Raw genomic sequence first — 25,447 nt, 5'->3', positions numbered from 1 at the left:
GCCATAAATGAGGATATTCGCAGCCTGCGAGATTCTTCGCCCGTAGGCCGTCAGGCCTCAACACGACCAGAGGACGTAGTGATGGCTGATCCGAAACGCACGCTGAACATCCCGATGTACGACCTTCAGGATGAACCCGCTGGGAGCAGTTATCAGGATGACGACGTCATCGATGTCGAGGTCATCTCCGATGGGCCGTCGTTCTCGGAGCGTCTGCGCGAGAGGGCGCGTGGTGGGGCTGACTTCGTGTCGGAGGCCGTGCGCAACATGAAGGTCAACGGCGCCTGGGACGGATTCGTCACACAGCCGGCGGATCGCCGTCGCGCAGCCGCAGGATCGAACGACCCCCACCTGGCCGCTCGTGAAGCCGGCCGCAACCGGCGACGCCAGGAGGCGCGCATGAGGGCTGCGCAGGCTGCGGATGGAAGGCGCATGTCGGCCGAGAGGTCGAGGCTCGAAGGGGAAGCGCTGCGGGATCCTCTTTCCCAGCTGAAGCTGGACACGATCCGCGCGGGGGAGTCGTACATGGAGAGCCTGCGCTCGTCAGGCATTCTCGGCGCCGACGCGACGAAGGATCGGCAGCGTCAGCAGCTCACCGGCCTCCACCAGGTCTACGCCTCGATGATGGTTCTCCAGTGCGTGGCTCCGCTCAAGCAGGGGCTCACCGCCGTGAACCTCGTCTCCACGCTGGGCATGGCGGCATCGATGTGGGCCCTCTCGCCCGATTTCCGCACTCAGCTCGGCCAATTCCGAGGCAAGATCTCTGACTCGATTCGCGAGAAGATCGAGGGTCGCGAGGACAGGAAGAACGACAAGGCGCGCGCTCAGTTCGACAAGCTGGTCAGCAAGGGCAAGGGTGACCAGCTCAGTGCTCGGCGTCGTCGGCGGCTCGACCGCATCGAGAACGCCGAGAACGGCCACCGGCTGCCGTTCACGGCAGAGAGTGCAGCGATGACAGAGGTGGCCCTCGCAGAAGCGGCGTACGCGGACATGCGGCGACCGGGTGCGGATCGGGATGCCATCACCGCGCGGTACCAGTCTGCTCGGGACCTTCTGTACGGCTTCGTCGCCGAGGACCACCTCGGCAAGGAGGAGGTCTCCAGGGCGATGCGCGTGATCGTGGGCCAGCGCCTCGAGCGCGAGCCCGAGATGGCGAGCGTCTTCGCCGAGCTGGGGCATGGGCGACTCAGCAAGAGCGAGCCGCGTGAGGTTTACCTTCCGGGGACCGGCGAGAAGCGCATGGTGTGGACCGGCGACTTCGTCGACTCGTACGAGGGCCGCCTCGTCGACGCGGGCTCGTTCTCGCTGCGCCCGCCGATGAGTATCGATGAGCATCGTGTGATGTCGAGTCAGACGCTCACCGCTGAGATGGTCACCGCGACGACCGTGGAGGAGATGAACGATGTCCTTTCGCAGTACGTGGTGGCAGCATCTGTGGAGCAGTTCCCGAGTGTGGCAGACGACCTCGACGACCCCAGGGCCCGCGCTCGATTCGGAAAAGCTCGGACGATGTTCGCGTCGATGAAGGCCGACGGGCTCACGTCCGGGGAGTCTCACTTCGCCTACACCGCGGCGTACGTCGACGCGGTCGAGAAGGTGCAACTTCTCAAGCCTGAGCTCGCCTCCGCTTGGGTTGCACAGTACGGCGACAACTGGCAGCAGAAGGTGGCCGAGGACCTCGCCCGCTACCAGACCATGGGTGCCGGCGCGGCGCGTGAGGGTGCAGAGCCCGAGGCACCTCAGGCCGAGCACTACGCCGCGTCGTCTTCTGAGCGGTCCAATCGCTCGACCACGGCTGAGGACATCGTGGATGCGGAGATCGTCGAGGATGAGGACGACAGGCCGTCAGCCGGCACTCGTCCGACCTCGGATCCCAGGGCGCCTCGACCGAATGGTGGGGGCGGCGCACCGAGGTCACCCCGCACACGATCGCCCAGGCGGCTCGATCAGCCCGTGTATGAGGGTGAGATCGATGACGAGGACGATGAGGTTGACGCCGAGATCATCGACGGCGTGGCATACGACGTCGAGCGTGTTGAACCGGCGAAGCATCGAGACGCGATCGAGGCTGCGGCAAAGAGCATTGCGCCTGAGCGCGATCCTGGCGGCAAGAACGCCAAGCGCCGTCGCAACGCCGTCGCACGTCACCTTCGGGCGCGCGTGAACCAGGGGTACAACGCTGTCGACACGGGCCGAATCACGGGTATCGGGCACGACGACGCCACGCTTCTGCAGGACGTGGATTTCGAACTGGGCTAATGCTCATTCACGCTAGACTTACTCATATACGAGCGGAAAACGACTAGGAAGGCACGACATGGGCATCATGGGATTCCCCAGCGAACACGAGATCACTTCGATGATGGGGTTCGTCAATGAAGAGGACCGCACCCGGTGGGAGAAGGAGAAGGCAGCCTCCGACGCTCGCGTCGAATCTGCACGCGCTGGTCTCAGCGCGCGCGGCCTAGCTTCCACGATGGCGCAGCCGGCGATGGGCATCGCCGAGCGATCGATCAACGCGTCTCTGCACGCAGCCCGTACGGAGGAAGCGCGTAATACTACGGGAAAGCAGACAAAACGTACATCCACCACGTTTATCAGCGAAGAGCCAGTATCCTCTGATGAGTACAGTCCGGAGTTGTGACCGACTCCGGCAGTCACAGGAAATTAGGGCCTCGGGTAGCCGTGGACACGGCTGGCCTGGGCACAAGACGCTCGGCGACGAGCAGTATCCCATTGGACGGTAGGCACATGAGCACAACCTCAACGGCCGACAGCACCGGCAAGAGCACGACCGGGCGCGACGCCGAGAAGCGCGTCAGCAAGCGCGAGTTCATCCAGCGCTTCGCACGCCGCGGCGGAGTATCCCCGAACATCGCTCAGAAGGCGTACCAGGCGCTCATCGACGAGCTTCTCGATCTCGTCGCGCAGGGCAACACGGTGACCCTCACGAACTTCGGGAAGTTCTACCCGCAGACCCACAAGGGACACCGCGTCCAGTTCGCCAAGGACGACGCCGGCGGCGAGGTCAAGGACTACACCGTCCTCAAGTTCTCCGCCACGCGAGAGGTCAACCGGCACATCCAGACGGATGAAGAGGTCAAGGCGTAGCCCACCTGATCCGGAATCGTAATCCGATCGTAAACGAGGAAGCCCCGAGTATTCGTGCTCGGGGCTTTTTCGTCCGCCGAGTGTGCTTAGTATGTGGATGAATGAAAATTCAACCACTATGGGAGTGGTTCGCGCTGTAGGCAGCTGGGGGGCTTGCATTGACAGTGAAAGAGAGCAAGTCCGATGCCGTTGCGAGCACGCAATCAGCTCGTGGTCGACCACCTGCACATCGTGGGTGCGGCCACCGCACATATTGCGGCGAAGCTGACGCAGGCGCCGAGGGATGACCTCGCGGCCGCAGGGGCCTTCGCTCTCGTTCGCGCTGCGGAGAAGTTCAACGAGTCGCTCGGGGTGCCCTTCGGGGCCTACGCGAGGGAGCGGATCAACTGGGCGATGCTGGATGAGCTGCGCTCGATGGACTGGGCGCCGGCGGAGGCGCGAGCGCGAGCCAAGGCGACGACTCGCGTGCAGGAGACGCTTTCCACCACCCTCGGTCGCCGTCCGACCATCGCGGAGATCGCCGAAGCGATGGGTGTTGCGACGTCGGCGGTCAAGCAGGGGCTCGAGGATGCAGGGCGCACTGTGACGAGTCTCGACGTCCCTGCTGCAGTCGACGTGATCTGGGCTGGCGATATGCCCGAAGAGTCCGCGATGTACGCCGAGCGTGACGAGCTGCTGCATCACGCCATCGACGCGCTCCCCGATCGCAAGCGTTTCATCATTCATGCCATCTACTTCGATGATCGGACGGTCAAGGACATCGCCGCCGAGATCGGCGTCTCACATGCCGCAGTGTCTCAACATCGCTCGGAGGCGATGCGTATGCTGCGTGACGCGATCGACAGACACTACGCCGATGACCCTCGGGCCGCGTCGGCCCCGACATCTCACTCGTCACCCACGGTCCTCGATGCGTACTTCGGGAGAATCGCGGAGAAGGGGCAGCGCTTCGCCCGAGCGTTCCTGAACCCGGCTCACGTTTAGGTCGGAGGAAAAGAAGAAGCCCCGCGGTCTATGCCGCGAGGCTTCTTTGCGTGATGGGCGGTGTCACCTCAGGGGCGCGAGCTCTGCGGCGATCGCGTAGTACCGCGCGGCCTGAGCTGATCGCTCAGCCTTGACGACGGGGTCGTCGCTCGTACTCGCGCTCCGCGCGAAGTTGTCGCCCATCATGATGTGCCAGTCGACCCCATCTCCGACGGGAGAGGATGCGGGGCGCACCTTGGTCGAGAGCACGAACGGCCCTTCGTAGCCGCCGGTGGTCGGCTCGAGGGCGTCCCCGTCTTCATCGGCGAGCCAGGCAAGGAGCGTCTTCTCGTCGGTGCCGTAGTCCTCGCGGAACGATGCGTCGTCATCGGTGAGGATGTCGGCGAACGTCTGCAGCCACTTCTCGGCGGCCTCCTCGGCGGTCTGGTCTTTGCTCGCCGCAACTTCCATGACGACCAGCGCGCGGACGGTCGTTTTCACCAGTTCAGGCTGGTGTGGGGTGCTCTTGGCCATGGGTAGCCTCTCAGTTCTTCGTGTTCTTGGCGCGGTGGCGGAAGCTCATCTCCTGGAGATGCTTCGGCGCTCGTTCGTACATGTCGGGATGGGTCAGCAACGTCTTTCCGATGACATCGGCGATCGTGGCACCGGGGCGGAAGACGGCGTACGGCTCGATCCCGCTGAGCCGGCCGACCACGAACTCGCGGTTGGGCGAGTGAGGCCACTGGGCCTGATGGGAATCCCACAGCTCCCGGTAGTGAGGAAGCACCTGGTGCAGGAGCGCCTCGTCCGCGGACGCGACCCAGACGAACGGCTTGGCGTGGTGAGCGCTTCTACGCCTGGGGGAGTCTGCCGGTTCGTAGATGCACGGAAAGTCGTCAGGCAGAGTGATCTCTCGATCCAGATCGAGGTGGAGCGCCTTGGCTCGGATGCGGTCTTCCCAGTGTGGCGACGCTGCGAGCATCATCATCTCGAGGTACGGATGCTCCGCGTTGCGCGCTTCTACGAGCACGTGATCACCTCGGAAGCGCGACAGGGCATTGACGTTCTCAAGCGTGTACTGCACCGTGTCGTATAGCACCGTCGACTGCTGGTAGGAGATCGGCGTGGGGTCGAGCTCTGCGGCCATCTCGGCGATCTCCAGATACCGCGTGAGCGCAGAGCGCACGTCGTCTGCCGCACTCGACAGATCGTCCGCGATGAGTGAGTTCACCAGGTCTGTGTGTTCAGGCATCGGCGTCTACTTTCGGTCCTGCGGCCGCGGCCGCGGTGAGGGCGGCGACCTGGGTTTCCAGGTCGCGAATGTGAGCGATGATCTGGAGCACTGTCGTCGGGTCCAGCAGCTGCAGGTACACGCCGTCCTGCGGAGTGAGGGTGAGCCCGTCGAACGTGTGGCCGACGACGTACCGCTTGAGCTCGGGCTGGAACAGCCCTTGGATCTCTGTCGAGAACGGCAGGTTGTGGTCAAGCTCCCACGGTCCGGGTGTGGCCTCCTGGGCCGCCATCTCAAGCCAGTCGAGATCGATCTCGAACGGGGCCGTCATGCCGCCACCTCCGAATCGACGTCCGCGTTCCGATTGCGCCTGATCGGGTCCCACGCAGCAGGCTCACCAGGCGCTCCGACGATGATCCGGTCGATAGCGAGGTAGTCGTATGCAGGGATGTGGGTCGCGATGTTCGTGACGACGGACGTGACGTAGAGGAAGACGAAGCCGTCCGAGGGGCGCAGCCATGCGGACTCGACGCGAACGGGATCCCCGTTGTGGAGTACGCAGACGCCATCGCGGTTGCATTCGTGGTCGGGGATGGCGAACGGTGCGCACCCCTGAGGGATGTAGCCGCCGATGCGGCCGGCGCCGGTCGTGGCGGGGTGGTTGGGGAGGCGGGTGAGCATGACGGATACCCCTTTCAGGCGGCCTGCGGCACGAGCGTCGCGTGCCGGTCGATGATGATCCTGGCGGCGCATTTCGCGATGCAGGTGAGTCCCGCGCGCGTGATGTAGTCCCTGGCGGAGGCGACGGCGACACGATCGAACGGGATACGCGCAGAGAATCGGCCACGACGGTGGACCGAGCCGGGATGGCGGCTGTCGAGCTCGTTGATCGTCATGGCGTCCCAGCGCGCGAGCGGGATGGAGTTCAGATGCTCATCGGCGGCGAGAGCGTCGGCGAGAATCTCCGGGGTGAACCAGAGGAGGACGTGTCGGATGGTGTCCTCGGTGACGAACTGGGCGAAGTAGTCGTGGTGGGTGATCGCACCCTCACGGACGTACTCGTTGCGCGTGAAGATCCGTGTGCGGTCGGTGTCGGCCATGAGGACCCTCTCGTGGTCAGTCGAATGTCGGTGCGGGGCCGTGGCCGCCTTCTCGCCACGCCTTCGCGAACTGGCTCGGGGTGAGCTTGCGGAGTTTCGCGGACGTGGGCAGCTTCTCGCGCTTCTTCAGGCGGCGCTTCGCGATCGCATCTCCGTGACGGGCATCGCCGTGAGATGCCATCCACGCCAGAACGGCGTCGGAGGGCGCGTGCGCCTGACGTTCGATCTCGGCGACCGCGCTGATCGCATCATCACCCCGTCGGAGTTCCTTCTCGCGGAACTGCTCGAGATCGGTGACCGTCGCGAGTGTCGTGTCGGAGGTCGCGTCGTGCTGCGTCGGGAGCTTTCCGAGCTGCGCCATCCGGCGCAACGTGAAGATGCTCCCGTATCGGGGGCTGCCGTCGATCGCGGTGATCTGTGCGGCGTCCTCCAGCGAGATGGACGTGTTCGCGGATGTGGACATGGGTCAACCTCTCTGAAGGCGTGGGGACGGGAACGGGCGGCGACCGGCCCGAATGGGTGATCGCCGCCCGTGGCGGTGCATGTGCGAGTCGGGCCGCCTAGGGTGCCCCTTCGCCCTCAGCCGGGGCATCCCGATGGGTGGGGGCTGGCCGCGAGGGGTCGTGCACGAGTTCGGCCCTGAAGGGCCGCACCTGGACGGTTACCAGTCGCGGTTGCGCGGGTGTTTCGTCGGCCGGCGGCGAGCCGGGGAGGAACGGGTGAACCTGATTGCACCTCGCGCACAGAGCCGGCGCCCTGTTCTCTGTGTCGCCATCCGATTGCTCATCGGGGTTCGTGCCGAGGGGGTACATCCTCGATTCCGTGAGCACCCCGACGAAGCTGAAGTGACCGAGTCCGCGGAACACCGGAAGCGAGGGGTTCGCGACGGTGAGGTACGCGGTGTCGCTCGAGTCGTGTTCGAAGTCCACCGCGCTGTCATGGCGGGTGCGCAGCCGAACGTTGGTCATCGCTCCGCTGGATGAATCGAGTGTTTCGAGGTCGCCGCCGATGAGCACAGCGAGGAGACGGTTGTCGATCATCGGGTGGCTGTCGAAAGCCTCCACGGTGATGAGGTTCCCACCGCGCCCGAGAGCGTAGGAGTACTCGGGCGCCGTGCGAGTGAGGAACAGGTTCCCGTACGTGGTGTCGTAGGTGGCGTAGCCGGCACGTTCCAACTCGGCGATTGCATCGAGCATGCGAGGCGTGGGCTGGAACGACTTCTTCTCCTCGTGGCTGACGTACTTGTACCGCCAGTCCTTCGCGAAGAGGTCCCGGTCGAGCCTCTGACCGGCACGGCGGTAGAGGATGCGGGCGTCCTCACTCAGCGTTGCCAACGGCACGAGCGGGTAGGTGAACGCTCTACGGTCCGGCGGTGTGCCTCTCAGGGCGCCGGTGTCGGGGTCTACTGCGATGGCAGGCATTGGCCCTCCTTGGGCGGTGTGAGGCGGTGTCTGAGGGGTGACCGGTCGGCCACCCCTCGATGACTCACGCGGCGTGCGCGGTCTCTGCAGCCTTCGAGGTGGCGCGTGCGTGCTGCACCGCGCGGAGAGCGTCGATACCGAGCTGAGCGTTCTCGAAGCGTGCATTCATCTCTTCCAGCTCGTGCGGGAAGTAGTGGTGTCGGGCGTCGATCGCTCCGATCTCCTTCAGGAGACCGCGGCTGGCGATCTCGAGGACGGCCTTGAGGGCGTCGTCGCTGATCTTGATCGTGTCCGCGACGGCCGCCCGGTGGGCGATCGCTTCGGGCGTCTTCTCGTACTCACGCCAGAGCCGAACGGTCAGCTCGATAGCCCAGCATGCGAACAGGAAGTGGACGTCGAAGTCACGGAAGCTCCACTCCCAGTGGGCGTCAGAACCGAAGGTGTCTTCGTGCTCCTGGACCCACTCGTGGGCCGACGCTTCTGTCTCGGAGTAGAACCGCGCGTCTTCGATCAGCATGGTGCGGCGCAGCTCCGGTGACTGCTCGGGCAACTCCTGGCCGAAGTACTCCATCTCGTCGTCGTCATCCTCGTCGAGTTCGATGCCGTCGAAGAGGGCTTCACCCTTCTCGCCGGCACGGAGCTTCGCGACGTACGCGTCGTAGTCGACTCCATTGCGCGCGCAGACGCGCTTGGTGACCGACTCGATCGCGGCGTGGATGCGCTGGGCCTCGAGACCGAGGTCTTCATCCTCCTCGAGGTGCTCAGTGACGAGACGGAGGAACTTCTCGGCCGAGTACACCCTGACGTCGGTGCGCCCTGCGAGCTTTTCGGCCCAATATCTGAAGTCAACGCTCGGGGCGCCATCAGCCTTGTAGCGTCGCGAACGGGAGCCGTTATCGAAGAACGCCATCATGTCGGTGTCTCGGCGGAACGTGTAGCCGTTGGCGACGTCACCCACCATCGCCCAGTGCATGTCCCAGGTGTGGACGGACCAGCTCCACATGTTGCTGTCGGGAGCGCCGACTCGGAGCCGGCGATTCAGTCCGTCGTCGACGATGACGGTGAGCTGGTGCCCGGCGGTCTGCTCGAGGAAGTTCGCGTAGGCCCTCGCGTAGGGGTTCTCGGGACGCGCAGAGGTCTCCGTGGTCATAGGATTTTCGCTTTCTTGCGGGAAGTGCAGGGTGAACGACGCCGCCCCCGCCCGGATCGATGATCGATCGCAGACGGGGGCGGGGCCGAGGGGTTGGCGTGCGCCTGGGCTCAGAGTCCGAACCCGTAGGTGGCCTGGCCGACGAGGGTCAGGCTGAGGCTCATCGGGTAGACCTCCGGCTCGTCGTCGTAGTCGTCGAGCAGGTGGATCTTCTCGATCGGGGCGTGGATGCCACCGTCCTTCTCGAACACGAGGTCCGTGGCACGGAAGGAGACGAAGATCGACCGGTTGGAGTTCTTCAGCTCGTACGTGTGACCCACGTCGCCGCGCTCGAAGAGGTTGATCTCGATCTCGTCCGCCCAGATCTTGCCATCAGGGAAGCGCGCTTCGACCTTGTAGGTGCTCGGGTCGACGGACTTGATGTTGAGGTCCTCGACGATCTCGGCGAACAGCGCATCGGGCTGCTGCAGCTCGAACGCGATGGCGCGAAGGTGGTCGTAGTTCAGGCGCGCGCGGCGCGAGAACAGGGCGACGTTCTCGACCTCGTCCGGGTGAGCGTCCGGCGCCTGGTCGGCGAGGTACTGACGGACCTCATCGGGACCGGGGTAGTCGAAACGCATGTGGTAATGGAAGCGACCCGGACGGTTGACGATGTACGTGCTGACATCGGCGACGTCGTTGACCGTCAGGCAGTAGATGCGCTTCACGGACGAGAGGCCGTCGAAGAGCGACAGGAACTGGTTCTGACGGTTGATTCCATCGCTCAGCCCACGTCGACCCGCAGGGAAGGTCTTCTCGAACTCGTCGAAGACGATCAGGCACTCATCGAGGCTGTCGAGGAAGTCGACGATGCCGTCGTTGTCCTCCGTCACGATCACGACGGGCAGGTTGTTGTCGCGCGCCTTCTGAGCGACCATGCGCAGGAACAGAGACTTGCCGATCCCCTTGTCACCGGAGAGCATCACGCCCAGGCTGCGGTCCGAAAGCCCGTAGGAACGGAAGATCTTGTCGACCTTCTTGTCCCGGCCTCCGTAGACGCGCTCGTCGCCCACGGAGAGGTCCTCAACCTGGATCAGGCTGAACCCTTCCTTCGAGCTGAACTGCACGCGGTACGTGCCGAGAGGGAAACTCTCATGCGCCCTGACGGCGTTGTCGTAGACGCGGACCTGTCCGCCGGTCTCGATGTAAGTGCTTGTCACGATTCTCCGATCTCCATATGGTCTATCGTCGGATCTCGCCTAGCCGTAAGGCGAACACGAAAAGACGATGGTCGATAGTGGTGTCGACCATCGTCTAGACGGTCGTGGTGGCCCCTTCGGGGTGCACAGCGGGTGTGGCGGTATTCTCGCCGTCGCCCCCGACATCCGAGGCGGCACACTCGCGGTCGAGCCGGCGCAGCTTCCAGTCGAAGCCGCCGATGATGTGAGCAGGAGTCGGCCAGACGCTGAAGACCTCGGTCGTGAGGGTGTTGCCGTGCACGATGTGGGCGGGGATGAACGCCAGCGCGCAGTGGATGTAGGTCATGTGGACCGCGACGATGTCGACATCGGTCGCCGTGACGTGGATCTCCTGCTGGTAGTTCACGCCGATCTCGCGCAGCTCGTTGGCAACGGCGAGCACCATCCCTCCGCTCCCGCAGGCCGGCTCCTGGATGGTGATGATCTCGGGGCGATTCTGCGCCTTGGCGATGTCCGCGACGGTCATCTTGGCCATGACGGTACTAATACTGAACGGCGTAAAGAATTGGCCGAGGCCTCCGTTGCCAAGCTCGAGGCTCATGTAGAGGTTGCCGAGGACGTCGTCGAGTCCCTCCTCGAGGGTCACCACGACGTGTGCGAGAAGCTCGGCGAATCTCTCGTTTTCCTCCTGCGAGTATCCGCCGGCGATCTCGAGGTATCGTGCTTCTCGCGTGTCCCAGCCGCCTCCGGTGTGTCGACCGTGAAGGTCGGCGCCGTTGCGGAGGGAGAGCGCTGACAGTTCGCAGAAATCGCGGAACACGTCGACGAGGCGGCGCTGACCAGAGGCGGTGTTCGCCTCGAGCAGCTTCTTCATCGTCTTCATCGAGTCGGTGTTCATGCGTATTCGTCCTGTTCTTGGTCTTTCATCGGCCAAGCCGGCAGCTTGAGCTGGTGCTTCCGGATGCGGAGTACCGATCGGGGGTCGATGTGCAGCGCCCTGGCGATGCGGTGGTCGTTCCAGTGGCGCGAGTGGAGCTCCGTGACGACAGCCATGCGCTCGTGCTGCGTGAGCCTGACGCGTTCACCCCGCAGAGCTCGCTCCACGGCGATCTCATCGAGGTGGAGCTCTGGCTCGCGCTTCTCGGCGTCTGGGTCTTCCTCGTCCTCGGCATCGATCTCCTGATGCCCTCCGTCGACGTTTGGCATCGAGGCGGGGTCGTCGATGTCGTCCCACGCGAGTGGGCCGAACCATCCGTGCGCTCGTGCGATGGTGCGCGATCGCTCACCTGATGGACCGTCGATCGGATGCGACCAGGTGTCCACGAACAGATCGGCGACGGCTGATCGCAGTCGTGCGTCGACGGACTTCTGATGTCCGAGGAGAATCAGGGAGAGCGACTGAACCGAGATCCCGAGTCGCTGAGCGAGTCCGGGTTGGCCGTATCCGATCGCGACGAGGGCGCGCAGCCTGCGGGAGGTGCCGGTCGCATCGACGAGGAACGACAGGGTTCTGCGGTGACCGTCCATCTGCCGTCCTTTCGAGTCGCGTGATGTCGCGACCGCGGTGGCGGAGGCGGTCAGTGGCTCGTGTGAGCCTCGAGTGCAGCTGAGACCTCGTCGAGAGCGGCGCCGCGATGGCGTCCCGCCTCATAGAGGGCCTGGAACGCGTCGCGCTCAGCGGCGACGAGGGTGAGCGCCCTGCTGAGTGCCTCGACCCGCTGATCGGCGGTGTGGCCAGCCAGGGCGCTGATCTCTGCGGCGATGTCGATGCCGTGGACCTTCACCTGCTCTTCCCACTTGTTGAAGAGGCTGTAGGTGTCGGGATTGCGACGAAGACTCAGCGACAGCGCGATCGCGGCGTCGAGCTCGCGGAAGTACTCGGGCTCGAGGATGGTCATCTTCCGCTGGAGGCGGGAGGCGTCGACCGTGTGGATCTGCTCGCAGAGAGCGAAGGCGGTTCCGCCGTTGCCATCGGGCGCTGGGATCTCGACGTGTGTGGGGCCAGAGCGCTTCCGTGAAGCGGTGGTCACGTAGACGATCTGAGCTACTCCGGAATTGGAGTTGAGGACGTTGTTCGATACGACGATCGCCGGACGGTTGCTCCAGAGCTCGTTGCCGACGGTTGGAGTCTGGGGGTCGGCAACGACCATCCAGATCTCACCGCGACGGAATCGGCTCTCCGGCGTCGCGACGGGGGAGCGGCGGGGCATGTTCGCCGGCGAGGGAGTCGGGTTCTCCGTAGCCATGCGGGATCACCTCCTGGGTGCGTTGTGGGGTGGTGCGGGTTGTCAGCTCGTGACGTCGTGACCGGTGTAGGTCTCGCCCTCGTCCTGACGATTCGCGCTCATGACGTAGAGACGCCCACCGGTCTGGACGAGGTTCCGGCCGATGGCTGCGATGCAGGTCTTCTCGTCAGCAGCAGCGAACTGGTCTTCAGAGTCGGGTCCGGTGATCTCAGCGGCACGCGTCCGGAGCTCCTGAAGGAGGCCGTCGTGGCTCGGGTGGTGCGTGATGGTCGTGGTGCCGTCGCCGTAGTCCGTGAGGACCGTGAAGAGGGATGCGGGTCCGGCGTCCAGCTGCCGCGTACCGAGGTGCACCGTGATGTCGACGCCCACCTGGACGTATTCGTTCACCACCTCGACGAGTGCACTGTCTGCATCCGCGCCGCCATACGGCGCAAGGATCTCGACGACGTCCTCCGGCGTGACCTCATCGTGGTTCGCGAGCAGGAGATCGACGATCGCGCTGCGCCGTGCGGCGGGGGTTTCGAAGGTCTCGTCGAGAACGACGACGGTTTCGTCGATGACAACGGCCGAGTGGACGGTCTTCTGGGCGCGTGCGCCAGGGTTCGAAGTGGGGGAGCTCATGGTGCGTCCTTCGTATGAATCTGCGCGAGCGCAGCGGTGAGGTCAGAGGAGGTTCTCGGTCTGCACGATCTCGATGAGGGCGCGTGCGACGGAGAGAAGCCCGGCGAGGCCGGTGAGAGATTCGTCGTCGATGAGAGACTCAGGGCCGCATCCTGCGGCACGGTAAGTCCCGGTCGCGCGGTCGTGGATTTCGAGCATGCACCACTCGAATGCGAGGTTGTCATCGCGTTGGATGGAGACGGTCAGCCCCGGGACCAGTCCGCAGTTGTGCAGCGCATCGGCGATGTCCTCGACGATGCTGTCGAAGTCGCCGCCGCTGAAGATCTTCTGACCCTCGTAGTCGTCGAAGTCGAAGGGGGTGTCGTTGTTCCGGAGAGCGAAGGTCAGCGCTTCGTCGCTGAGGGTCTCGACGTTGGTCGACACGAGTTCTTCGATGCTCACGAGCCTGGGCGGGACGGCTGTGTTGGCGTGCTCCCGCTCGAATGCTTTCGCCGCCTCGAGGAGGGACGGGGCATCGACGATCGTCGCTTTCGCGCCGTTGTCGTCCACCGATCGGACCCACCGATGGTCGCCGGCGGGGGAGAGGATCGACTGGGACACGATCTGGTACTTGGGCACGGCGGCTCCTTTGTCGGTGTGTATCGAGGCAGATGCACCGGTGCGCGACGACTGTGGTCGCGCGGAGCCAGGCGCTCCTGTGAAGTGAAAGGGGCGACCCAGCGGTCGCGGGAACAAGAGAGAGGGACGACCCTTGCGGATCACCCCTCTCTCTTGTGTTGGGCTGCGGCTAGGCCGCGGCCGCGGTGAGTGCCGGCTCATCGGCACTGTCGGTGCCCCCGATCGCACCGGCGAGCACGGCGTCGGCCTCCGAGGAGTCCAGACGTGCGAGCTCTTCGGTGAATTCCGCCTGGGCGGTGGCGACGTCGAGCGCGACGTCGATCGGGTCTCCCGAGCCATCCTGATCCACCGCCGAGGCGGCGAGGGTGGCGAGGGCGAGAGCGACATCATCGTCCGACAGCGAGTCGGTGTTGATGCCCTGAGCCTGGAGAACCATGAGCTGGTCACGCTTCTCCAGGGCGGCTACGAGCATGTCGTAGTCCGACTCGATGCGGGGCTTGGGCACGTTGCCGTACGAGAGCACGTACATCGTCTTCATCGCGCGGGTGAAGGCGACGTAGTACAGACGCTTCTCGTCCTCGTCCATCGCGGAGTCGAACTGGTGGATGACCACGACGTTGTCGAACTCGAGACCCTTCGCACCGTGAACGGTGCTCACCACCAGCTTCGCATTCGCCTGGATGTTGGCTTCCTTGCGCTCACGGTTCTTGCTGTTGGTGAGGGTCTGCTTCATGCCGTTCTGGGCGATCTCGAACTTCAGGACGTTGTCCTGGAGGTGATCGTAGAACTGGTCCGACGTCATCTGCCCCATCTGGAACAGCCCGAGCCACCCGTTGATGGTGGTGCCGTTCTTCGACCACCAATCCGAGGTCATCCGCTTCACGTGCGGGGCGGCCGCCTCGTGCTGCTTGGACAGCGTCGCGAGGTTATCGTTGATCCCCTTGTAGATGACGAACGCGGCATCGGCCGGGTCGACCTGCATCACGTCGTTCCAGAACATCTTGATGTACTGGGAGAACACCGTGGTGCTGTAGGTCTTGTCACTCATGAGGTTCGCGACGTGCTCGTTCGGGAACATGCTCTGCAGCTCCTTCTCGATGACCAGGATGTCCCCGCGCTTGTAGCCGAGGAATGCGACCTGCTCGCCGCGCGCGAGGCACTGCTCGATGTAGGAGCGAGTGTTGCGGGCGATGAAGCCCGGAAGGAACTCCTCTCGGAACTTCGAGATGTACTTCAGCTGCTGGTAGTCGAGCGTGACCTTCTCCCGGAAGGAGTCGGCCGTCGGCACGACCAGCGAGTTGGCCTGCAGCTGCAGTCCGGCTGCCGCGTTGGCCTCGATGTCCGCCAGGTGGACGTTCGCGAAGTCCAGGATCTCCTGGTTGCTCCGGTAGTTCGTCGTCAGCTGGAACGTCGAGAAGACCCCCGACTCCTCGAGCGCGTTGAGCGCCTTCGGGTTCGAGGCACGGAACTCGTACAGGGTCTGCGACGCGTCGCCGACGATGAAGAGGTTCTCGCGGTGCTTCGCGACGTACTTGAGCAGGTAGATGAACTCGAAGATCGAGTTGTCCTGCACCTCATCGATGATGAGGTACTCCGACTGCACACCCTGCGGCTCGAGCATGGTGTCGATCTGCTGGTAGGCCAGCACGATCTCCAGCTCCAGGCAGGTCTGGCGCATGCGGTCGAGCATGGCGATCACCGCAGCCTGGTGGGCTTCGATGAACGCATTCAGGATGGTCGTCGACCCCGGCTTCAGCTTCTTCACGTCCAGCATGATGCCGCGGAAGCCCCGCGCCACGTCGTCGTTCGGGAAGAAGATGTCGAGGCTGTTGAGGATCGTGTCGATCGACGACAGCTCGTGCTCCGGGTGGTTCAGCGCGTAGATCTCGTGGATCATCTTCGCGATGGTCATCGCGTGCACACCGGGGTTGCGCTCGACGATGTTATCGGCTGCCGCATTCGTGAACGACAGCACGGTGATCTTCGAGGGGTCCACGCCGTGAGCGACCAGGTGCTCGATGCGACCGAGGATGACCGTGGACTTCCCGGTGCCCGCACCGGCCTGCACCAGGGTCAGCGGCTCCGGGGTGGAGATCGCTGCCCGCTGCTGGACGGAGAAATGCGCGGGGAGCACGAACGGCGTTGCCGGCGTCCCTGACGGGGTAGCCAGCTGGCCCTTCAGCGATCGCAGTTCTTCGAGCGTGTGCGACATCAGCAGGTTGAGGTTCTGCTTGCTGAGATCGCGAGCATCGTTCGGCGGGCACACGCCGTTGATGGTGGCGTGGATCGCACGGTATGCGCTCAGCGAGACGTTGTACGACTCGAGGTAGCGCAGCTGCAGGCTGAGGTGGTGAAGCGCCGCCTGGTCGGGCCGACCCTTGGCGTAGAGCTCGGTGATGTGCGTCGACAGGATGTCGGCGACACCGTCTCCCGACCACGTCTCGGCGAGCCGGCAGATGCGCTCGTGGACGTCGTAGGTCGCCATCCAGGTGCCGAGCTCTGCCATGTCGACGTACACACCGTTCCCGGGGTTGGCGGAGATGAGGTGCGTGGCGTTCTTGATGAACTCCTCGACATCGTCGAGCGGCGCGTAGCTGTACTGCATCATCGCGAACTCGTCCGCGGCGCCGAAGGGTCCCGCAGTCGGACGGGTCGCACGAGACACGAGCTTCACGCGCTCGCTCGTGGAGCCCTTGGCCAGCGTGTACAGCTCCATGCGGTACAGGATCCGCAGGTCACGAATGACCTTGTCGCCGCTCTCGTCCTTGTGGAGGACGATGCCCTGAGGGGTGATGTCGAAGAAGACGTCGAAGTCGTACTTCGTTGCGTTCTCCGTGACCTCGAACCGGTCGGTGTCGAACGGCACCGGGTAGGTGAGACCGCGGTTGGCGTTGTGCTCGACGGAGTACGGGGCCAGGATGCCGAGCGGGATGGTGAACGTGGTGTTCTTGGAGCCGTAGCTCTTGCCCTTGGTGAGCACGGCCTTCGCCGACATCGTCGACGCGCTGTGGCCGGCGGGGTACCGTCCCGGGTGGACGGAGGAGTTGAGCAGGCCGACGGCCTTTCCGGAACCCGTCAGCTCGGCGCTGAAGTACTTCGGATCGAGGGCCTTGACCTTGCGGACGGTCGTGGTGGTGAGATCATCGAGCAGGATAGGCATCGTCTGACTTCTCTCTGGTGATTTACGCCCGAAGGCGGGGTGGTTTTTCGTGGGGAACGTGCGTTGTCGCGAGGCGATCGCGAAGAGAGCGGGGCGGAAGAGGGGTCGCCCCTTCCGCCCCACATCGAGCGACTATTCCTCGTCGGAAATAGCCCCCGACCCGGTGCCACCGGGTGTTGCCGCCGGAGCGAAGCGCACGGCGATGACGGCGTCTTCGATCAGCTGCCGCGCGGCCTGTTCTGCAGGTCGTGCGCCCTGGTCGGGCAGGAACGTGGCCTCGACGGTCTTCGCCAGCAGATCGGGATCGATCGGCTCAGGGATGTAGCTGGCGGTGACGGGATCGGACTCCTCGATGCGAGCACGCTCTCGCGCGTAGCTTGCGACGAGGATCTCCTGGTACGTGTCCCGGCTCAACGGCTGGAAAGGCACGAGCTTGGAGAATCGGCCGAGGAGTTCCGGCTCGAAGCCCGCATCCTGAAGCGCTCGCGTCAGCTCTTGGCGGCTCAGCGGCCCCTGAGCTGTCGGTGAGGTGAACCCGATGCCCTTGCGACCGATGGCGTCTCGGCCGGCGTTCGTGGTGGCGATGATGATGGTCTTCGAGAAGTCCACGATCTTGCCTCCGGCCATCCGCATCCATCCCTCATCGAGGGCAGTGAGGAACAGGCGTCGAACGACGTTGTGCGCCTTCTCGAACTCGTCGAGGAGGATCACGCGATAGGGGTTCGATTCGAGGGTGTCGAAAGGCAGCTCCTTGTCCGAAGTGCTCCCGACGTAGCCGGGTCCGGATCCGATCAGTCGCGAAACGTCATGCTCGTGGGCATACTCGCCCATGTTGAGCATGATCGGCGGCTGGTTGGTCAGCTGCGAAGCGATGAGCTTCACCGACTCCGTCTTCCCGACGCCGGACGGCCCGGCGAACATCCAGGCCATAGGACGCTTCCTCGGGAATGCTCCGAGGTCATCCCGGCGCAGCGCGTCGATGATGTCTTCGACGATTGCGTCTTGACCCTTGAGGCGCTTGAGCCCCTCCAGCATCTCGACCTCGTTGAAGGCCTCTTTCGTCGCCATGCCCGTCATGAGGCGGACGGCGACAGATCGGATCTTCTTCTCACTGAGCGGAAGTACCGGAACCTGCTGAAGAGCCTGAGCAGCCTGGGTCTGACCCTGGGCCTTCGCCATGGCGATCGCGTTGCTGTGGGTGACGATGGCATCAGCCATCGCCCGGTCGAGCAGCGTGAGGGCGGTGTCCGGACGATGCGACGATGCGCGCGAGTTCTCGTCCGCGATAACGGCGAGCTTCGTGAGAACGTCGTCGTCGATCGCGACCTTGTGGTCGTAGTGGGCGATGAACGAAGGACGAGCGGCGAACAGGATCTGCGTGGCCTGGTCGCGGGTGAGCTCGTCCACGACGAGCCGCGAGAATCGCCGCTGGAATGCGGGGTCATCATCGAAAGCCTTCGCCTCGTTCATCGTCGTCGCGCCGATGACGCGCATCTCACCGCGCGCGAGAGCGGGCTTCAGGATCTGAGACACCTTCTTGTAGACGGGGTCGTGACTGTCCTGGAGCAGGTGAATCTCGTCGATGAAGAGGATCGCGTCGTTCGTCTTGTCAGACGCCCAGTCCACGAGCATCGCGAGTCGTTCCTCGAGCTGACCCACGACGCCGGCGCCGGCGACGAGGTTGCTCAGCGGGAGCTCGTAGACGGTCGACTTACGCAGCATCGACGGGATGAGCGGGTTTCCGGTTGCGATCGCCCGGGCGATCTCCTCGACGATGCGGGTCTTTCCGACACCGGCGGGACCGACGAGCAGCGGGTTGGGCTTGCTCTTGCCGATCAGGACGGAGATCGTCTGAGCGATGAGAGCATCGCGGAACAGCGCAGGCGTTGCAGCCTTGAAGCGCTCGTTGTAGTCGATGAGAAGTTCGGCGATGTCCGTGACGCCCCTTGTGGCGGTGGTCATCGGCGGGAACGAGGGCAGCGTCGGCGCACCGCCGTTGCCGCCACCTGAGCCGGATCCGGCCCCGGTTCCGTTCGTGTCGTCATCGTTGGAAGTCATGTTGTGGAGACCCATGGCGGGTAATTTCCTCTCGTGAGTGTGACTGCGAACGGCCTCGGCCGCGGAGCGCCCGTTGGGTGACGTTCCGCGGCCGAGGCCGTTCGCTGGTCTTGCCGTCTCAGTCGTGCCTGGTCAGACGACCAGGCCGATGAGTTTCTGGTGGATGGCCGGATCGATGTGTCGCATCGAGTTCGTGAAGTCCTTCGCGTTGCCGGTGATCATCGACCAGTTCATGCTCGAGCAGGGCGCGTAGTAGAGATTCGCGGGATGCTCGAAGCGCTGGCTCGGGGCGGTCCACTCGAAGTCGGTGACGACGAGCGAGAGTCGGCGCTTGCGCTTCTCCGAGGCATTGATGTACTCCCAGATCTGCTTGTACTCGGTGCCACCGCCCACCTTGTGGACCTTGCGAAACTCTTCCCAGATGCGCGCGACGGACTTGTCCTTCGTCTTCAGCAGGGTCTCCTGCGACATCATGTGCGAGAACGAGTTGAAGTACAGGTTCACGTTCATCATCTTCGCGAGGCGAATCAGCATCATGATCGCCTGCTGGTAGTTCGCCTCCGAGATCGATCCCGAGGTGTCGATGTACACATGCAGGTCGGGCAGGTAGTGGGTCGAGGTGACCCGTCCCGGCCGGTTGTAGTCCATCGCGTCGCGGCGGTTCGCACGTGCGTAGCTCGTGCGCGACTTCTTCAGGATGTTCGTCGATCGGCTGACCTCCTTCATGCGCTTGAGCACGCGGAGGAGACCGTTGAGGATGTCCACCTTGGTGGGCGCCTGCTTCCGGAACATGATCTTCGCCGATCGGCCGTTCTTCGCCCCCGCGTTGGTCTGAGCGTTCGCGGCGACAGCGCGGGCTTTAGCCGCTGCACGTGGCAGGGCCGTCAGCTTGCTCAGAGCCTTGTTCGAGATGACCTTGACGGGTGAGGCGATCGACGCGTTGATGAGACGCCACTCGTTGTCGACCTTTCGAGGGGTCGATCGGGCGTGGGCCTCGACGTTGACCAGGAGGATGGTTCGAGGGTTGAACAGCTCGGACACGACGAACGGCAGGGTGCCGACGCCCTGAGGGGAGCCTGCGGCTGTGCTCTGCTGTTGGTACTTCATCAGCATGTGGACGATGAGTCGGGCGAACGAGTAGTCGTCGTTGCCGTCGGTGTCGTCCTTGCGGAGCACGTACCCCTCGAGGAGCCCGGTGAGCGACGTCTTCGCGAAGTCGCCGATGAGCCGCGTCGTGTCCGGCGGAAGCACCGGTCCGAGGACTGCGAGCTCGAGCATGAGCCACGCCTTGAAATCGTCGAAGTGCGCGGCGCTCATGAACCAGAAGCCGAGGGCTTCCGGGTGGTAGGTGTAGGCGATGCTGGCGAAGAACTCACCGTCATCCTTCGCGTTCCCCGCGAGGAGGTTCTTGGCGGAGGGGATGATGTCGTGCTGAGGGGTGTACATGGCCTTGGACGCCGGCGGCATGCGGTTGGCGTGGCCAGCTTGCACGACGAACATCTCGTTGACCAGCAGGGGGTTGGTGGAGTCGTAGTTGACGAGGCCCTGCTGCAGGAGCGTCTTCATCTCCTGATCTGCTGCGGCGTTCGCGGTGGGACCGACGGTGCTGCAGAACAGCCCTTCGATGTCGTCCTCGTCGAGCGAGGAGTTCTTCTGGTTCGTGACGCGAACGGATCCGCCGGGCACGAGCGGTTCGAAAAGGGGCTCGATGATGGAACGACGAATGGCGGCCTGCGGGTCGTAAGCACCCCGGATCGGGAGCGTGTACACGGGGCTGATGGTGGCGGGCTTCTGCCCGCTGAGCGTGAGGGTCACGTCTCCTCCTCGGTTCGAATCGGCTCGTCGGGGTACTCGACGAGTGGGTGGAGGGCCCTACCCGAGTGGGTAGGGCCCTCCGTGGGTGTCACATGAAGGCGCTGAGCATCGCCTTCGCGGTCTCGCCGACGGGCGTGCTCGTGTTGAACAGCGCGGTGACGTTGTCCTCCTCGAGCTGGTTCGCCATGGCCAGTTCCATGAGACGACGGGCGTGCGCCTGCTCCAGCTCGGTGGTCTGCTGCGCGAGCTGCTGCACGATCACCTTGTTGTCCACACGCTCGAAGAGCGCATAGAGCAGCGAACCGGACTTCTCGTGGTCGGTGAGCCCGTTGATGATCGCCTCGAGATGGTCGACCGTCGGGGCGCCCTTGAGGTCGGTGAAGCAGTTCGGCTTGGGAGCCGTGAGCTGCTGCAGCTGGGCTGCGGCGCCGGAGTTCAGCGCGACCGCGATCTCGGCGACCAAGTGCTTGGCGAACTCGGTGCGTCCGATGTGCGCCTCGACGGCCTCTGCGAGCACCGTGACCTCGGAGCCGTCTGCGGCGACCGTGGTCTGCTGGATCCACTCGGCGAGCTTGGACGGGTCGATCTCGTTGAGCCAGCGGCTCACGGCGTCGATGGTGCGAGGCGTCGTGAGCTGGAGCATCTCGTCACCGGCGTCCATGATGTCGGTCATGAGCATCGTGGTCTGTGCGTCGTCATCGTCGTCGTCGTTCGGACCGCTGTCGACCATCGCCGCGACCATCGGCGTGCTCGTGGCGAAGATCAGGTGCGGGTGCTTGGCGAGCACGGCGGCGACGTACGCGTTGAGGTTGGGCAGCACGCTGATCAGCGTCTGGGCGTCAGGCTCGACGTTGTAGATCGAGAACCGAGACAGCGAGGCCTGGTCGAGGGTGGTGACGTTGCCCTTGGTGTTCCCGGCGATCATCAGTCGAAGGTTCGACGGGAGCGCCTGCGACCCGATGCTGCGCTGGGTCGGAAGCGAGAGGGCGGCCGAGGTGACGTCCGAAGTGGAGCGGTTGATCTCATCGAGGAAGAGAATCGGCCACTCACGCGGGTTGTCGTTGGCGTAGTCGATCGCGTCCTGGATCACCTGGTGCGGGTAGAAGACCTGCTTCCACTTCTGCTCGCCGTTGTGCTCGTACGGCACGAGGCGTGCGCCGGTGAGGTCGGCCTTGTCCGCGAGCTGGTTGCAGGGGAGGGTGAACGCCCGCGTGTCCATCGCCTTTGCCAGGCTCTCGACGAACGAGGACTTGCCGATCCCAGGTTCGCCCATCAGGGCGGGGACTGCGCCCACCTTGAGGTCGAGGCTGACGATCTCGGTGAGAGTGTCGGAGAACTTCATGTCGATTTCCTTGTCTTGTCGGCAGGGCCGGAGATGATGCGGTCTGAGGGTCAGAGCGGGGTGCTGATGAGTTCGGGCAACTCGGCGATGACGATGTCGGAGTTGCCGTGGGTCGCCAGAGCACGAGCTTCGAGTGCGGAGGCGTTATCGCCGAGAGGGTCGATCACGATGAGGATCAGATCCGGCGGCGGTCGCTCATCGACGATCGAGGAGGCGGGGTTGCCGTACTTCTCGGCGAATGCGATGACAGGCGCCGCGGTATTCGCCGCGGGCGCGTAGAGCAGTCGATCGGATGCTCGAACGAGGCCAGCGAGTACGACACTGATGCGTTCGTGTTGGTGGATCGATGTCGTGTCGGGGAGGCAGACATAGACGCTGCGTGCTCCGTTGCGAAGCGATGCAGGTCCGAACTGGCCGGCCATGACGGTTCTTCTGGTCACGAGTCCTCCAGCCAGGCGAGTCGAAACTGGAAAGGGGACACGAAAGTCCCCCGTGGAAGGCGAGCCCTTCCTCCAGCGACACCGGGCAGGGCTTATGCCCCTGCTCCGGTCGTCGCAACTACTCCCGGCTGCGCACTGCGCAGCTGCTCTGGCCACGAGGCCAGAGAGACTTCTGCGGAACGCAGAGTCGGACACCGGTTCCGTTCCCGGTGTCCGCCCCCCGTTTCCATGGCGTCAGTCAGGATCCACTGCCTGAGCGATGCCGTCGTGATCTGATCGGTCGATCGACATGACCGTGTAGCTGGTGTGGCTGTGGTCAGGGACGTATCCCTCGAAAGGTGTCGGGACGAACTCGGCCGGCACATACACGGACGGCTTCTCGATGCCGTTCGCGCGGAGGATGGCGGCCTCGCGGTTCGTCTGTTCCGCCGCTGCGATCTTCGACTCGCGATCTCGCCTGGCGCGGCTCATGGCCACGTCGTAGATCGATCTGTTCTGCTCATTGAGCTGTGCGCATCGGATCGAGGCCGACTCCGCATCGGCGAACCATCCTTCGTTCTCGAGGATGCTGTCGGTAGCGGTGGGGCGACCGTCCTCATCACGCGAGTGATACGTGCTTTGGATGACGTGGACGACGTTGGGATCCGTCGTCTCTTCAGTTGTGGGGTGTGACACGGGCCCTCCTAGGCTCTGTCGAATGCTGCGCGCTGCGCTTGCGGCTGCCGCATCACGGACTGTGTCCGCGACTTGGCTCTGGATGATGTGCTGCGGTGGGGAGCTATCCCTTGGCGTCCTCGGCCTGCTGGTCGCCGAGCCGTCTCGCGACGAGAGCGACAGCGGTGTTGAGCAGGAGGGGCATGCCGTTTCGCGTCTCCATGTGCTTGTCGCGCGGCGGAAGGATCTGGGTGGCGGCCTCAAAGAGAAGCCATGCGATCGCGGACTCGTTGTAGTCGAAGTCCGGCTCGGCCTCCCGGATCGCGATGAGGATCGTCTTCAGTCGGTTGAAGAGCACCGCGAGAGTGCCGAACTCGTACCGGGAGGCGTCACCGTGGTAGTCGTCGATCCCCTTGGTGACGGCAACCCGCGTCATCAGATCGAGGATCTGCTCACGTCGGGGTATCTCGGGCCTGGTGTCATCGAGGTTGAAGTCGACGGTGGGCGCCTCGACAGCGTTCTTGGCCAGGGAGTCGTAGAGCTGCTCCCATGCACCCGGCTCGAAGTTCTTGTCCACCCTGCGGCCTTCGGGGATGGGCTTGCGGGTGAAGGTGACCCAGTGGTCGAGGAGGATCTCGTACCAGCCGTGGGTCTCCTTCAGCACGAGCTTGCCGGTGGCGATCGGGTAGTCCCAGAAGTTGGCCGGCATCGGCATCACGAGGTGATAGCCGTTGCCGCTCATCGAGAGCTCGTCATACAGGTTCGGCAGAGCGAGGAGCTCCCGCGCCACTTCCGGCGGGCACTTCGGCTCGATGTCGAGAACGAGGACACCATCGGTCTGCGCCCGCAGGTAGAAGGCGTTGTTCGATGCCGACGGGAGAGCGTCCGTGAGATCGGGAAGGCTCACGAGGCACTGTTCGCTGATCTCGTGCGCTCCCCAGATGCGGCCGGAGGTCATGAGCTCCCGCATGTTGATGGGGACCTTCTCGTTGTCGGACACGGTCCATCTGGGGATGCCGGCGATCGCGCCGATGATGGGGTTGTTGTAGAACTCCGGGTACGCGGAGCGTGGGTCGGTGGGACTCACGTGGTTCCTCTCTGCGCCGACGGCGACTACTTGGCGATGGTGAAGGTGAGATCGCGTTCGATGACGCTTTCGGTCGTGGCGTCGTGCTGCTCGGAGAGCGAGGTGGTGATGAAGTCGCCGTCACGCTCCTCGAGCTCGTCTGCATCGAATGGCAGCGAGAGTGCTGCCAGCTGTGACTCGGTGACGTTGTATGTGGTGATGATCGTCTCGGTGACCGAGATGGTCATGGTCGGCTCGAAGTAGCTCTCGCCATCGGGGAGCTCCGGCTGCGCGTTCCACATGGCGACCATGACGGGATCGGTGTGCGCGTCCGACATCGAGGGGTCATCGGGGGCCGCGGTGTTCACTCGGCTCCCTCCTCATCTGAGGTCACGAATCCCTGATTCCTGAGAACGTCATCGAGGATGATGTCCACGGCGACCCAGTCGTCATCGCAGTTCGTGAGGATCTTGCAGTCGCCGGTCGTGAGGGAGTCGATGACTCCGCGCTTCTGCGACTCGGTGAGCTCCGGAATCACTCCGTCGTCGATGCGCTCCTCGAGGCGCGACTCGAAGTCCTCAGGGAACCAGCGCTTCTGGGCGAGGTACTGCAGCGGCTCCTCGACGTTCCACGATCCGACGAGCTGCCCGTCCGCCTGGATGCTGCGATCGAAATGCGCGATGTACTGGTCGTGGGACAGGGCGTTCGCTTCGACCATCGGGATGACTTCGGCGGAGAGCCTGTCCGCGAGTGCGCGGAGATGGCCGGCGACGTCGGCCGACGTGGCGACCTTGTCGCCGTCGATCTGGATGTTGAGGCTGAAAACGGTCACTTGCTGGGTCCTTCGTGCTCGGGTGTCGCGGCGAAGCGCGAGGGAATCCGTCGGTTCGCGCGATCGGCTTCGATGGCGGAGACGATGACGGAGATGATTTCGTCAGCGTCGATGTCCGACTCGGCCTGGGCTCGCGTGAACCCTTCTTCGCCGTACGGGTTGGGCTCTTCCCATGGGCTGTCGATGCCGTAGGCGCGGTCCATCGCTTCGCGTGCGATGAGCATCGGGCTCTTCACCTCTGCCTGCTGACCGCATTGTGTACAACGTGTACATACCGGCGCCGCGCTGATCGCACGAGCCGCCACGGCGAGAGCCTCAGCGGCGGATTCGACCTCCCCGGAGGGGTCTCCCGGGTTGAGCGCGTCCCACGCGGCGAGGGCCTGCTGAAGCGTCTGCTCACTGTCCGACTTGATGGTCATGCATGCCTCCATGGGCAGAGTT

The 25,447-nt window shown here is 64.2% G+C and carries 28 protein-coding genes; 4 read left to right on the top strand and 24 right to left on the bottom strand.

All coding sequences use genetic code 11. From position 1 onward, the window contains the following. The first annotated feature begins 81 nt into the window (after nt 1-81). From RQG82_RS16935 to RQG82_RS16920, 4 genes are all read left to right on the top strand, one after another. Nucleotides 82-2,259, top strand: coding sequence for a hypothetical protein (locus tag RQG82_RS16935; protein ID WP_311245259.1), 2,178 nt, complete (start codon nt 82-84; stop codon nt 2,257-2,259). A gap of 58 nt (nt 2,260-2,317) precedes the next feature. After that, a complete protein-coding gene (locus RQG82_RS16930) occupies nt 2,318-2,644 on the top strand; it encodes a hypothetical protein (protein WP_311245260.1) in 327 nt (108 codons plus the stop codon). Between the two features lie 107 nt (nt 2,645-2,751). After that, nucleotides 2,752-3,111: an HU family DNA-binding protein gene (locus RQG82_RS16925; RefSeq protein ID WP_311245261.1), complete on the top strand. Its 360-nt coding sequence runs from the start codon at nt 2,752-2,754 to the stop codon at nt 3,109-3,111. 183 nt (nt 3,112-3,294) lie between these two features. Next, nucleotides 3,295-4,095, top strand: a complete 801-nt coding sequence (locus RQG82_RS16920) for a sigma-70 family RNA polymerase sigma factor (RefSeq protein WP_311245262.1) — start codon at nt 3,295-3,297, stop codon at nt 4,093-4,095. A 63-nt stretch (nt 4,096-4,158) separates the two neighbouring features. Here the strand turns inward: RQG82_RS16920 and RQG82_RS16915 are convergent, their stop codons facing one another. The 24 genes from RQG82_RS16915 to RQG82_RS16800 all read right to left on the bottom strand — a co-directional run bounded on the left by RQG82_RS16915 (nt 4,159) and on the right by RQG82_RS16800 (nt 25,425). Further along, nucleotides 4,159-4,575 (bottom strand): hypothetical protein, encoded by a 417-nt coding sequence (locus tag RQG82_RS16915; RefSeq protein WP_311245263.1) that lies wholly within the window; start codon nt 4,573-4,575, stop codon nt 4,159-4,161. A gap of 43 nt (nt 4,576-4,618) precedes the next feature. Then, nucleotides 4,619-5,326, bottom strand: a complete 708-nt coding sequence (locus RQG82_RS16910) for a hypothetical protein (protein WP_311245264.1) — start codon at nt 5,324-5,326, stop codon at nt 4,619-4,621. Continuing rightward, the gene (locus RQG82_RS16905; protein ID WP_311245265.1) at nt 5,319-5,636 is read right to left on the bottom strand and encodes a hypothetical protein; all 318 of its coding nucleotides are present in this window, start codon (nt 5,634-5,636) and stop codon (nt 5,319-5,321) included. Before RQG82_RS16905 ends, RQG82_RS16910 begins: the two co-directional genes overlap by 8 nt. Then, nucleotides 5,633-5,986: a hypothetical protein gene (locus RQG82_RS16900; protein WP_311245266.1), complete on the bottom strand. Its 354-nt coding sequence runs from the start codon at nt 5,984-5,986 to the stop codon at nt 5,633-5,635. Before RQG82_RS16900 ends, RQG82_RS16905 begins: the two co-directional genes overlap by 4 nt. Before the next feature lie 14 nt (nt 5,987-6,000). After that, the gene (locus tag RQG82_RS16895; protein WP_311245267.1) at nt 6,001-6,405 is read right to left on the bottom strand and encodes a hypothetical protein; all 405 of its coding nucleotides are present in this window, start codon (nt 6,403-6,405) and stop codon (nt 6,001-6,003) included. Between the two features lie 16 nt (nt 6,406-6,421). After that, nucleotides 6,422-6,868: a hypothetical protein gene (locus RQG82_RS16890; RefSeq protein WP_311245268.1), complete on the bottom strand. Its 447-nt coding sequence runs from the start codon at nt 6,866-6,868 to the stop codon at nt 6,422-6,424. 97 nt (nt 6,869-6,965) lie between these two features. Next, nucleotides 6,966-7,826, bottom strand: a complete 861-nt coding sequence (locus tag RQG82_RS16885) for a hypothetical protein (RefSeq protein WP_311245269.1) — start codon at nt 7,824-7,826, stop codon at nt 6,966-6,968. 64 nt (nt 7,827-7,890) lie between these two features. Then, on the bottom strand, nt 7,891-8,976 hold the full coding sequence (locus tag RQG82_RS16880) for a hypothetical protein (protein ID WP_311245270.1): 1,086 nt from the start codon (nt 8,974-8,976) through the stop codon (nt 7,891-7,893). A gap of 110 nt (nt 8,977-9,086) precedes the next feature. Next, complete coding sequence (locus tag RQG82_RS16875) at nt 9,087-10,175, bottom strand: AAA family ATPase (protein WP_311245271.1); 1,089 nt, start codon at nt 10,173-10,175, stop codon at nt 9,087-9,089. A gap of 94 nt (nt 10,176-10,269) precedes the next feature. Further along, complete coding sequence (locus RQG82_RS16870) at nt 10,270-11,052, bottom strand: N-6 DNA methylase (protein ID WP_311245272.1); 783 nt, start codon at nt 11,050-11,052, stop codon at nt 10,270-10,272. Further along, on the bottom strand, nt 11,049-11,681 hold the full coding sequence (locus tag RQG82_RS16865; RefSeq protein ID WP_311245273.1) for a hypothetical protein: 633 nt from the start codon (nt 11,679-11,681) through the stop codon (nt 11,049-11,051). Before RQG82_RS16865 ends, RQG82_RS16870 begins: the two co-directional genes overlap by 4 nt. A gap of 50 nt (nt 11,682-11,731) precedes the next feature. Continuing rightward, nucleotides 11,732-12,400 carry a type II toxin-antitoxin system PemK/MazF family toxin gene (locus tag RQG82_RS16860; protein WP_311245274.1) on the bottom strand — a complete coding sequence of 223 codons (669 nt, stop codon included), beginning with the start codon at nt 12,398-12,400 and terminating at the stop codon, nt 11,732-11,734. A gap of 42 nt (nt 12,401-12,442) precedes the next feature. Next, nucleotides 12,443-13,021 carry a hypothetical protein gene (locus RQG82_RS16855; protein WP_311245275.1) on the bottom strand — a complete coding sequence of 193 codons (579 nt, stop codon included), beginning with the start codon at nt 13,019-13,021 and terminating at the stop codon, nt 12,443-12,445. 42 nt (nt 13,022-13,063) lie between these two features. Beyond that, on the bottom strand, nt 13,064-13,639 hold the full coding sequence (locus RQG82_RS16850; RefSeq protein WP_311245276.1) for a hypothetical protein: 576 nt from the start codon (nt 13,637-13,639) through the stop codon (nt 13,064-13,066). A 169-nt stretch (nt 13,640-13,808) separates the two neighbouring features. Further along, nucleotides 13,809-16,799 carry an ATP-dependent helicase gene (locus RQG82_RS16845; RefSeq protein ID WP_311245277.1) on the bottom strand — a complete coding sequence of 997 codons (2,991 nt, stop codon included), beginning with the start codon at nt 16,797-16,799 and terminating at the stop codon, nt 13,809-13,811. Nucleotides 16,800-16,931: 132 nt separating this feature from the next. Continuing rightward, nucleotides 16,932-18,857 carry an AAA family ATPase gene (locus RQG82_RS16840; protein ID WP_311245278.1) on the bottom strand — a complete coding sequence of 642 codons (1,926 nt, stop codon included), beginning with the start codon at nt 18,855-18,857 and terminating at the stop codon, nt 16,932-16,934. 132 nt (nt 18,858-18,989) lie between these two features. Continuing rightward, the gene (locus RQG82_RS16835) at nt 18,990-20,672 is read right to left on the bottom strand and encodes a hypothetical protein (protein WP_311245279.1); all 1,683 of its coding nucleotides are present in this window, start codon (nt 20,670-20,672) and stop codon (nt 18,990-18,992) included. Between the two features lie 88 nt (nt 20,673-20,760). Next, entirely contained in the window at nt 20,761-22,014 is a 1,254-nt protein-coding gene (locus tag RQG82_RS16830; protein ID WP_311245280.1) for an AAA family ATPase, read from the bottom strand. 50 nt (nt 22,015-22,064) lie between these two features. Further along, nucleotides 22,065-22,454 carry a hypothetical protein gene (locus tag RQG82_RS16825; protein ID WP_311245281.1) on the bottom strand — a complete coding sequence of 130 codons (390 nt, stop codon included), beginning with the start codon at nt 22,452-22,454 and terminating at the stop codon, nt 22,065-22,067. A 234-nt stretch (nt 22,455-22,688) separates the two neighbouring features. Beyond that, complete coding sequence (locus tag RQG82_RS16820) at nt 22,689-23,129, bottom strand: hypothetical protein (RefSeq protein ID WP_311245282.1); 441 nt, start codon at nt 23,127-23,129, stop codon at nt 22,689-22,691. 103 nt (nt 23,130-23,232) lie between these two features. After that, nucleotides 23,233-24,195, bottom strand: coding sequence for a hypothetical protein (locus RQG82_RS16815; protein ID WP_311245283.1), 963 nt, complete (start codon nt 24,193-24,195; stop codon nt 23,233-23,235). Between the two features lie 26 nt (nt 24,196-24,221). Beyond that, nucleotides 24,222-24,542 (bottom strand): hypothetical protein, encoded by a 321-nt coding sequence (locus tag RQG82_RS16810; RefSeq protein ID WP_311245284.1) that lies wholly within the window; start codon nt 24,540-24,542, stop codon nt 24,222-24,224. Next, nucleotides 24,539-25,006 (bottom strand): hypothetical protein, encoded by a 468-nt coding sequence (locus tag RQG82_RS16805; protein WP_311245285.1) that lies wholly within the window; start codon nt 25,004-25,006, stop codon nt 24,539-24,541. The genes RQG82_RS16810 and RQG82_RS16805 overlap by 4 nt, the downstream gene beginning before the upstream one ends. Continuing rightward, a complete protein-coding gene (locus RQG82_RS16800; RefSeq protein WP_311245286.1) occupies nt 25,003-25,425 on the bottom strand; it encodes a hypothetical protein in 423 nt (140 codons plus the stop codon). The genes RQG82_RS16805 and RQG82_RS16800 overlap by 4 nt, the downstream gene beginning before the upstream one ends. Between the last annotated feature and the right edge of the window lie 22 nt (nt 25,426-25,447).

This window comes from Microbacterium sp. WCS2018Hpa-9 (genome assembly GCF_031843745.1).
GTDB lineage: Bacteria > Actinomycetota > Actinomycetes > Actinomycetales > Microbacteriaceae > Microbacterium.
Note: the sequence above shows the minus strand (reverse complement) of the source record. Positions and strands in the feature narration are given on the sequence as shown.